This is a genomic window from Cellulomonas septica (assembly GCF_012396155.1).
Taxonomy (GTDB): Bacteria; Actinomycetota; Actinomycetes; order Actinomycetales; family Cellulomonadaceae; genus Cellulomonas; species Cellulomonas septica.
This window is the reverse complement of the sequence record NZ_JAAXOY010000079.1, coordinates 1-8,823: the sequence shown is the minus strand read 5'-3', so window position 1 is coordinate 8,823 and position 8,823 is coordinate 1. Positions and strand designations below refer to the sequence as shown.

Genomic DNA, 8,823 nt, shown 5'->3' with positions numbered 1-8,823 from the left:
TGATCGAGATGCCGACCTCGGACGGCGACGAGCCGTCCACGGGGTACGACGCCGCCGTCTGCAGGGCCTGCTTGAGCGACCGCACCGCGGAGTCGCCCGCGAAGAGGCCACCGCTGATCACGGTGCCCGCCGCCCGGCCGACCGGGTCCGTCATCGGCGTGACGCGCACGTCGAGCACCGTCCCGCTCGCGGTCGTCAGGGTCTCGCGGTCCCGTCGCGTGGGGTCGTCGTCGAGGTACGCCCGCCACGGCGCGTCCGCGCCGAGGTCGAGCCCGGTGCCGTCGGCGCCGCCGAGCAGCGTGCGCGCCGCCGGGTTCGCGTCGAGGACGCGACCGCGAGGGTCCAGCACGACGACGGCGTCGTCGATGACGTCCAGCACCTGCCGGGTCGCCACCGGCACCACGGTGCTGTGCCCGCCGAACCGCTCGACCCACCACCAGATCGCTGCACTCACCAGGAAGAACACGGGCGTGAGGTGCACGTTCTCCGTGCGCGCCGCGACGAGGTTCGTCAGGACGTTGCCCACCGTCGGGATGGTCGCGGCGAGCACGGCCACACCGAAGACGCGGCGGTGGCCGGGCACGGCGCGGACCATGGCGCCGAGCGCCAGGACGATGCCCGCGACGATGAGCGCGTAGCTGTAGGCGGTGTGCACCCAGTACAGCGGGCCTGCGCCCACCGTCACGCGCGTGCCCTCGACGTCGACGTGGAGGAACCACGCGTGCACCGGGTCGAGCACGAGCGCGACGACCAGGAGGGCGGGGTGCACGAGCAGCAGCGCGCCCGCACGGCGGGACAGGCGCCGGCCGGACAGCACCGCGAGGTACCAGAACGTCCCTCCGGCGACTGCCGCCGCCCCCGGGAAGACGAGGTAGTGGAGGCTCACTGTCGTGGGCACGGAGCCCTCCGCGACGTGCAGCAGCGCCCGGGCGCTGGCCCACAGCGACGCGCCGAACATCATCACGGCGAGCGGCAGCGCGAGCGGCGAGGCCCGACGTCGGCGCGCGACGAGGACGCCGGTCGCGGTCGCCACGAGGGCCGCGAGCAGCGAGACGGCCTCGACGAGGGTGGGCACGGACACCTCCGTCCGACCTGTCGGCGGGACCCGGCCGATCGTGAGGGCCCCGTCGGCGCGCCACCCGACCGGCCGTCGCCCGTGCGGGTGTCAGATCCGGCCGCGGACCGGCGTGCGCTCGACGGGGTCGGCGTCGCCGGGTGGGGCCATCTCCGCGCGGACGCCGAGCAGCCGCACCTCGCGGTCCTCGATCTTCTCGGCCAGGGCGGCGGCGGCCTCGACGACCGCGGCACCGTCCGTCGTCGGCGACGGGAGCTTGCGGCTCATCGTCGTCGTGACGAACGGCGCGTACCGCACCTTGAGCGCGACGCGCACGACCGGTCGCCCGTCCTGCGTCGTGTCCCCGACGACGTCACGGGCGAGCGCGAGCACCGCCTCACGCACCTGCTCGGGCGTCGTGAGGTTCTGCTGGAACGTCGTCTCCCGGCTGTGACCGCGCGGGACCCACGGGGTGTCGTCGACCGTCGTCGGGCCGAGGCCGTGCCCCAGGTCGTGGTACCAGACGCCCATGCGCGGCCCGAACTCCGCGACGAGCGCGTCGACCGGGGAGTCCGCGAGCTCGCGCACGGTCGTGACGCCCAGCGCCGTGAGCCGCTTCGAGACCTTGGTCCCCACACCCCAGAGGTCGATCTGTCGGGCGGTCGCCCATGACCTCGAACCAGTTGTCCGCGGTCAGCCGGTAGACGCCCGCGGGCTTGCCGAACTCCGTCGCGATCTTGGCGCGGACCTTGTTGTCGCCGATGCCCACGGAGCAGTGCAGCCGTGTCTCGCGGAGCACCGCCTCCTGCGCGCGGCGGGCCAGCGCTTCCGGGTCGTCCGTCCGTGCCCCGAGGAACGCCTCGTCCCAGCCGAGCACCTCGACGACGACGTCGAGCGACCGCAGCGTCGCCATGACGTGCTCCGACACGGCCTCGTACTCGGGAGCGTCGACCGGCAGGAACACGCCGTCGGGAAGCTTGCGCGCCGCGATCCGCAGCGGCATCCCCGACCGCACGCCGTGCTCGCGGGCCTCGTACGACGCGGTCGACACGACCCCGCGCTCGGTCGGGTCGCCGCGACCGCCGACCACGACCTGCCGGCCCGCGAGCTCCGGGCGGCGCAGCACCTCGACGGCCGCGACGAACTGGTCGAGGTCGACGTGCAGCACCCAGGGGAGGTCCGTGCCCATGCCCCCTGAGTGTGCCCGTCGGTGCCGACAGCCGCCGGACGACGGCCACCGCGCGCGCGCCGGCGGGGGTCGCGGCTACTTGATCGCCCCCTGCGTCACGCCCGCCATGACCCAGCGCTGGGTGAAGAGGTAGACGATGATCGCGGGCGCCATCGCCATGAGGTAGGACGCGAACGCGACGTTGTAGTTGCTGCTGAACTGCGTCTGGAAGACGCTCTGCAGCACCGGGAGGGTCTGCAGCGTGGAGTCGGCGGTGATGAGCGACGGCATCATGAAGTCGTTCCACGAGGCGAGGAACGCGAAGATCGCGACGGTCGCGCTCATGGGCGCCATCATCGGGAACACGATGTGCCGGAACACCATCCAGGTGGTCGCGCCGTCGAGGCGGGCGCTCTCCTCGAGCTCCTCGGGCAGGCCGCGGATGAACGCGGTGAACAGCAGCACGCTGAACGACAGCTGGAACATGACGTGCAGCAGCGCGACGCCGACCGGGTTGGCGAGCCCGACCATGCCGGTGAGCTTGACCTGTGACAGCGCGAGGACGGGGAACGGCAGGAACATCGCGGCGAGCAGGTAGAAGAACGACCAGCGGAAGAACCGCCGCTCCCAGTTGCGGGCGATGGCGTAGGCCGCGAACGACGCGAGGCCCACCGTGCCGACGACGGTGACGGCCGTGACGAACACGGAGATCGCGAACCCGCGCGGGAAGTTGGTCAGCTCCCACGCCTGGACGAAGCCGTCGACGCTGAACGGCGACGGCAGCGAGAACACCTGGCCGTCGACGGACTGCGCGGTCGTCTTGAACGCCATCGTGAGCGTCGCGTAGAGCGGCAGGAAGACGGCGAGCGAGCAGACGAGCAGCGCGATGGTCGCGCCCCAGCTCGGGCGGTCCTCCCCGCCGCGGCCGAGGAAGCGCCGGCGCCGGCGGATCGGCACCTGGCCGGGGGTCGTGGTGACGAGCGTCTGGGCAGTCATCAGAACGCGCTCCTTCCGCGGGTCAGGCGCAGCTGGACGACGGCGAGCACGACGGCGATGAGGAAGAAGATCGTCGCGTTGGCCATCTGGTAGGCGTAGTCGCCGCCGGTGAAGCCGGTGAAGATCGTCATGGCGACGCTGCGGGTCGCGGTGCCGGGACCGCCGTTCGTGAGGCCGACGATGATGTCGTAGGCGTTCAGGAAGTTCTTGAAGCCGATGACCATGTTGATGACGACGTACCCGGTGACGAGCGGCAGCGTGATCGACAGCAGCCGCCGCACGGGTGTCGCGCCGTCCATGGCGGCTGCCTCGTACACCTCGCCGGGGATCGACAGGATCCCGGCGATGTAGATGAGCAGCGCGCTCGGGATCGCCTGCCACGCGGTGACGATGACGATGGTCACCCAGGCGAGGTCGGGGTTGGCGAGCAGGCTCTGCTCGAGCACCGGGACGCCGATCGCCGCGCCGAGCTGCGGCACGGAGTTGGAGAACAGGAAGTTGAAGACGTACGCGATGACGATGCCCGCGATGACCATGGGCAGCACGAACACCGCGCGCAGCGCGATCTTGGCGCGGATCTTCGCGGTCAGGCCGACGGCCAGCAGGAACGCGAGGACGTTGACGAGCACCACGGTGACGAGCGCGAACCCGACGGTGAACGCGTACGAGCTGCGGATCGCCGGGTCGGAGAACAGGGCGAGGTAGTTGGTCAGACCGGTGAACTCGAACTCGCCGAACCCGACGGAGTCCGTGAAGCTCAGCGTGATGCCCATGACCGCGGGCAGCGTGATCGACAGCGTGAACAGCACGAGCGTGGGGACGAGGAACAGGTAGAAGGTCCGGTTGACCCGCGGGCGGTCCTTCGTGATCGGGGCACGCGGGGGAGCGACGTCGCTCCGGCGCGGCCGGGTCGCGGCTGCGGTTGCCATGGGAGGTCTCCGTTCGTGGGAGTGCGGCGGAGCGTGGTCAGGACCGGAACGCCAGGCGCCGCCAGTCGGCGTCGAGCGTGCTGAGCACGGGCTTGGGCGCGTCGCCGGCGGCGAGCGACTGCGTGTAGTTCTGCAGGGGGATGGACTGCGGGACCAGCTGCGAGGCGCCGATGTAGAAGTCCGCGCGGTCGTAGTACTCCTGGAGCTCGACGAGCGTCGGGTTCGTCACCGGCGCCGCGTCGGTGGTCACGCCGAAGCCGAGCGCGTGCGCGTTGTACGCGTCGATGACGTCGGGCTGCATGAGGAACGTGAGGAACTCGCGCGCCGCCGCCTTCTTGCGGGAACCCTCGGGGATCCACAGCGCGAGGTCGATGTTGACGCGCACCTTGCGGTCGGCCGGGTCGTCCGTCATCGGCAGCGGGAATGCGCCGACGTCGAGGTCGGGGTTGGTCTTGGCGATCTCGCCGATGGCCCACGGACCCTGCAGGTACATCGCGGCCTCGCCGCTCGCGAACGCGAGGTTGCCGTCGCCGTAGCCGCGGCTCGCCGCGTTCGGGTTCGAGTAGGGGAGCAGCTGCTGCATCTGCTCGACGGGGTCGAGGAACTGCTTCTCGAACGACACCGGTGAGTCCGGGCCGACGTTCGTGCCCTGCCGCTTGAGCTGGTTGAAGAACTTCGTGGTGTCGAGCCGGCCGCCCACCGCGTAGTCGAAGTGCCCCTGCGCGATCGTCCACGGGTCCTTGAACGTCCCGTAGATCGGGGTGACGCCCGCCGCGGTGAGCGTGTCGCACACCCCGATGAGCTCGTCCCACGTCGTCGGCGGCGTCAGGTCGTGCTCGGCGAAGATCGTCCGGTTGTAGAGCACCGCGGCCGCCATGAGCGAGTACGGGATGACGCTCGTGCGGTCGGGGTAGGTCGCCGTCACGTCGATGAGCGGCTGCAGGTCGGGCCGGATGCGGGCGGCCTCCGGCATGTCGCCGAGGTCGCTCAGCACGCCCCGCTCGACGTAGCGCGAGATCTCGAAGTTGTAGTTGAGGCAGCCGATGTCCGGCGGCCGCTCCCGCACGAACGACCCGGCGAGGTTCGACGTGGCGTCGTGCCGCACGCGGACCTTGCTCTGCGCGTCGTGGAACTGCTGGATGAGCTCGTCGAAGTAGCCGATGACCTCGGGCTTCGACTGGAAGAACACGATCTCGGTGGTGCCCGACCCGCCCGAACCCCGGGCGCACGCCCCCAGCGCGAGACCGGCGCCGACGACGCCGACGCTGCGGAGGAACCCGCGGCGCGTCAGGTCGCGTGACGCCAGGGACGGCGGTGACGTGGCGGGGCCCGTGTCGGGCGGCGGCTGCGGTGCGGGCGGTCGTGCGGTCCTGGTGCTGGGCACGGCGTCGTCTCCCCTCGGGTGTCCTGCGGCGGCAGGGGGTGCCGCCACCGTCGGGCGGGCGCGTCGGCGCCCGCCCGGACCAGCGTCAGTCGACCGGCGCGTCCTCGAGCCGGAGCCAGACGGTCGTCTCCGCGGGCACCCGGTCGCCGTCGAGCGGGGAGCTCGACACGACGACCTGACCCGCGGGCATCGGCACGCTCGTCGTGCCGAAGTTCGTGATCGACGCCCAGCCGCCGGGCCGCGTGAACGCGACGACGGTCGGGGGGACGTTCGTGAGCCACTCGAGCGTCTCGGTCGTCTGCAGGCGGCGCCGTGCGGCGAGCGCACGCCGGTAGAACGCGAGCGTCGAGGCGGCGTCGGCCTCCTGCCGGTCGACGGCGAAGCGCTCGAACGACGCCGGGACCGGCAGGTGCGCGCGCTCCGCGCCGAAGCCGAGGGTGGGGCCGTGCGACTCCCAGGGCAGCGGTACGCGGCAGCCGTCGCGGCCCTTCTGCTCGCCGCCGGAGCGGAAGAACGTGGGGTCCTGCAGCACGTCGGCGGGCAGGTCGGCGACCTCGGGCAGCCCGAGCTCCTCGCCCTGGTAGAGGTACGCCGACCCCGGCAGGGCGAGCGTCAGCAGGGTCGCGGCGCGGGCTCGGCGGCGGCCGCGCTCCTCGTCGGGGCGCGGGTCGGTGCCGTCCGACCGCAGCCACGCGATCAGGTCGGTGCCGTCGGGCAGCCCGTAGCGGGTCGCGTGCCGGACGACGTCGTGGTTCGACAGCACCCACGTCGAGGACGCGCCGGACTCCCGCGCGAGCGCGAGGTTCTTGTCGACGATCGACGCGAACGACGCCGCGTCCCACGACGCCTCGAGCAGGTCGAAGTTGAACGCCTGGCCCAGCCCCTCGGGGGAGGCGTAGCGCGAGCGGCGGTGCGCGGGCACCCACGCCTCGGCGACCGCGGTGCGCGGCGGGTCGTACTCGTCGAACAGCCGGCGCCACTCGCGGTAGATGTCGTGCACCTCGTCGCGGTCCTCGAGCGGGTGCGCACCACCCCAGATGTCGGCCTCGAGGTCGGCCTGCGTCGGCAGCGGCTCCGCCATGTCCTTGGCGAGCGCGTGCGCGACGTCGATGCGGAACCCGTCGACGCCGCGGTCGGCCCAGAACCGCAGCGTCGTGAGGAACTCCTGCCGTACCTCGTCGTCGGCCCAGTTGAGGTCGGGCTGCTCGGGCGCGAACAGGTGCAGGTACCACTCGCCGTCCCCGGCGGGGTGCCACGCGGGCCCGCCGAACTTCGACGTCCAGTCGCTCGGGGGCAGCTCGCCGTGCTCGCCGAGCCCGCGGCGGAAGACGTAGCGCTCGCGGGCACGCGAGCCGGGCGGCGACGCCAGGGCCTCCTGGAACCAGACGTGCCGGTCGGAGGTGTGGTTGGGGACGATGTCGACGACGAGGCGGATGCCCGCGGCGTGCAGCGCGGCGCGCATCTCGTCGAACTGCGCGAGCGCGCCGATGCGCGGGTCGACGTCGCGGTAGTCGTCGACGTCGTAGCCGCCGTCGGCGAGCGCCGACGGGTAGAACGGGCTGAGCCACACGGCGTCGACCCCGAGGTCGCGCAGGTAGGGGACCTTGGCGGTGATGCCGGGGAGGTCGCCGATCCCGTCGCCGTTCGAGTCGGCGAAGCTGCGCGGGTAGATCTGGTACACGACCGCCTGCCGCCACCAGGTGGCGTCCTGGCGCGGCAGTCCCGCCGCCACGTTCCCGAGCACCGGCGTCGTCGAGGTCATCCGTCCCCCTGCTTCGTTTTGATCTAGGCCCTAAATTTAAGGCTCGGCACTAGAGTCTCGCTATCGGCGGAGGAGGTCAAGGGTGGATGCGGTGCCGGTCTCGACGAGGCGGCTGCGCGAGGTCAGCACGCGCCTCGTGCTCGACCACGTCTGGGACGTCGACGAGGTCACGGGCTCGGCGTTGATCGAGGCCACGGGCCTGTCGCGTGCGACCGTGCACGACGTGTGCGACGAGCTCATCGCCCAGGGGTGGGTCGTCGAGCTCGAGAGCAAGCGCTCCGGAGGGGACCAGCGGCGGGGTCGCCCCGCCCGGCGGTACGCGTTCGACGCGCGTGCCGGCGTCGTCGTCGGAGTCGACGCCGGTCAGCACCGCGTCAGCGCGACGGTGACCGACCTGCGCGGCGAGGTGCTCGCCCGGACCGAGCTGCCCGTCGCGGCGCACGACGGGACCGCTGACCACCGTCTCGCGCTCATCGAGCGCGCCGCGGTGCGCGCGCTGGGTGACGCGGCCGCCGACACGCGCAGCGTTCTCGCGGTCGCCGTCGGCGTCCCGGCACCTGTCGACCGCGACGGCCGCACCGCCTTCCGGGACAACCCCTTCTGGGCGCGCATGAACCCCGACATCGGCGCGCACCTGCGCGAGCGGCACGGCTGGACGACGATCACCGACAACGACGCCAACCTCGCGGCCGTCGCCGAGGACTGGCGCGGGAACGGGCGCGACGCGCGCTGCCACGTCACGCTGCTCGCCGGCGAGCGGTTCGGCGCGGGCGTCGTCGACGACGGACGGCTGCTGCGCGGGGCGCACGGCGGCGTGGGGGAGATGCGCTACCTCGACCTCGTCGAGGGCGTCGGGTCCGCCGACGGGATCGCCGCGATCGTGCGCGACGACGCCCGTGCGCAGCTCCACCGGCTGGCCGGCGACGCGGGATCGACCCTCCAGGACCTCGACGCGGACGCGCTCGACGCGGCCAGCGTGTTCGCCGCCGCGCTGGAGGAGGACCCGCTCGCCGTGAGCGTCCTCGAGCACGCGGGCGCGCTCCTCGCGCGCGTCGTCGCGACCTTCGCGAGCATCTACGACCCCGAGCGCGTGATCGTCGCGGGAGCCGTCGCGGCGTCGTGCGAACCGCTGCTCGAGCTCGTGCGCCGCGAGCTCGACCGCTACCTCGACCCGCCGGGGATCCAGGTGCTGGCCTCCGACCTCGGCGGCGACGTGGTCACGGTCGGGGCCGTCAAGCGCGCGCTCGACCACGTGCGCGAGCACGCGCTCGAGATCGCGCCGTCGTCCCTGCGCACGGGTCCGCGCTGACCCGGCCGACCGTCGGCGCCAGCACCACGAGCGCCGCGGCCGCCAGCACGTGCCACACCCCGTGGCCCTGCCAGAGCGTGGTCGGGTCGCACCACGGCATGCCGGGCCGCGCCGTCGTCCCCGCGGCTGAGCCGACCACGAGCAGCGCGAGCGCGACGGCCACGCGCCCGCGCAGCTCCGGTCGGGTACGGGCGCGCAGCACGGTGAGCACGACCGCGACC

6 protein-coding genes and 1 pseudogene are annotated in these 8,823 nt (G+C 72.7%); 1 reads left to right on the top strand and 6 read right to left on the bottom strand.

The genetic code is table 11. The features are described 5' to 3' along the window. The 6 genes and pseudogenes from HGA02_RS05225 to HGA02_RS05200 all read right to left on the bottom strand — a co-directional run. Positions 1-1,075 (bottom strand): histidine kinase N-terminal 7TM domain-containing protein (locus HGA02_RS05225; RefSeq protein WP_168678107.1); only part of this gene is annotated, 1,075 nt, incomplete at its 3' end. 90 nt (positions 1,076-1,165) lie between these two features. Then, a pseudogene (locus tag HGA02_RS05220) lies at positions 1,166-2,243 on the bottom strand (DNA polymerase IV). Positions 2,244-2,318: 75 nt separating this feature from the next. Further along, positions 2,319-3,218: a carbohydrate ABC transporter permease gene (locus tag HGA02_RS05215; protein ID WP_210728201.1), complete on the bottom strand. Its 900-nt coding sequence runs from the start codon at positions 3,216-3,218 to the stop codon at positions 2,319-2,321. Continuing rightward, positions 3,218-4,147, bottom strand: a complete 930-nt coding sequence (locus tag HGA02_RS05210) for a carbohydrate ABC transporter permease (RefSeq protein WP_168678106.1) — start codon at positions 4,145-4,147, stop codon at positions 3,218-3,220. The genes HGA02_RS05215 and HGA02_RS05210 overlap by 1 nt, the downstream gene beginning before the upstream one ends. Before the next feature lie 37 nt (positions 4,148-4,184). Continuing rightward, a complete protein-coding gene (locus HGA02_RS05205; RefSeq protein ID WP_168678105.1) occupies positions 4,185-5,531 on the bottom strand; it encodes an extracellular solute-binding protein in 1,347 nt (448 codons plus the stop codon). An 85-nt stretch (positions 5,532-5,616) separates the two neighbouring features. Beyond that, entirely contained in the window at positions 5,617-7,293 is a 1,677-nt protein-coding gene (locus HGA02_RS05200) for a glycoside hydrolase family 13 protein (RefSeq protein WP_168678104.1), read from the bottom strand. A gap of 82 nt (positions 7,294-7,375) precedes the next feature. On the opposite strand from HGA02_RS05200, the gene HGA02_RS05195 reads away from it, so the two are divergent. Further along, complete coding sequence (locus tag HGA02_RS05195; protein WP_168678103.1) at positions 7,376-8,602, top strand: ROK family protein; 1,227 nt, start codon at positions 7,376-7,378, stop codon at positions 8,600-8,602. Positions 8,603-8,823: the final 221 nt, after the last annotated feature.

Bases quoted from the DNA above. Each gene is read 5' to 3' on its own strand.
- HGA02_RS05200 (WP_168678104.1), bottom strand. From the start codon at position 7,293: ATGACCTCGACGACGCCGGTGCTCGGGAACGTGGCGGCGGGACTGCCG.
- HGA02_RS05215 (WP_210728201.1), bottom strand. From the start codon at position 3,218: ATGACTGCCCAGACGCTCGTCACCACGACCCCCGGCCAGGTGCCGATC.
- HGA02_RS05210 (WP_168678106.1), bottom strand. From the start codon at position 4,147: ATGGCAACCGCAGCCGCGACCCGGCCGCGCCGGAGCGACGTCGCTCCC.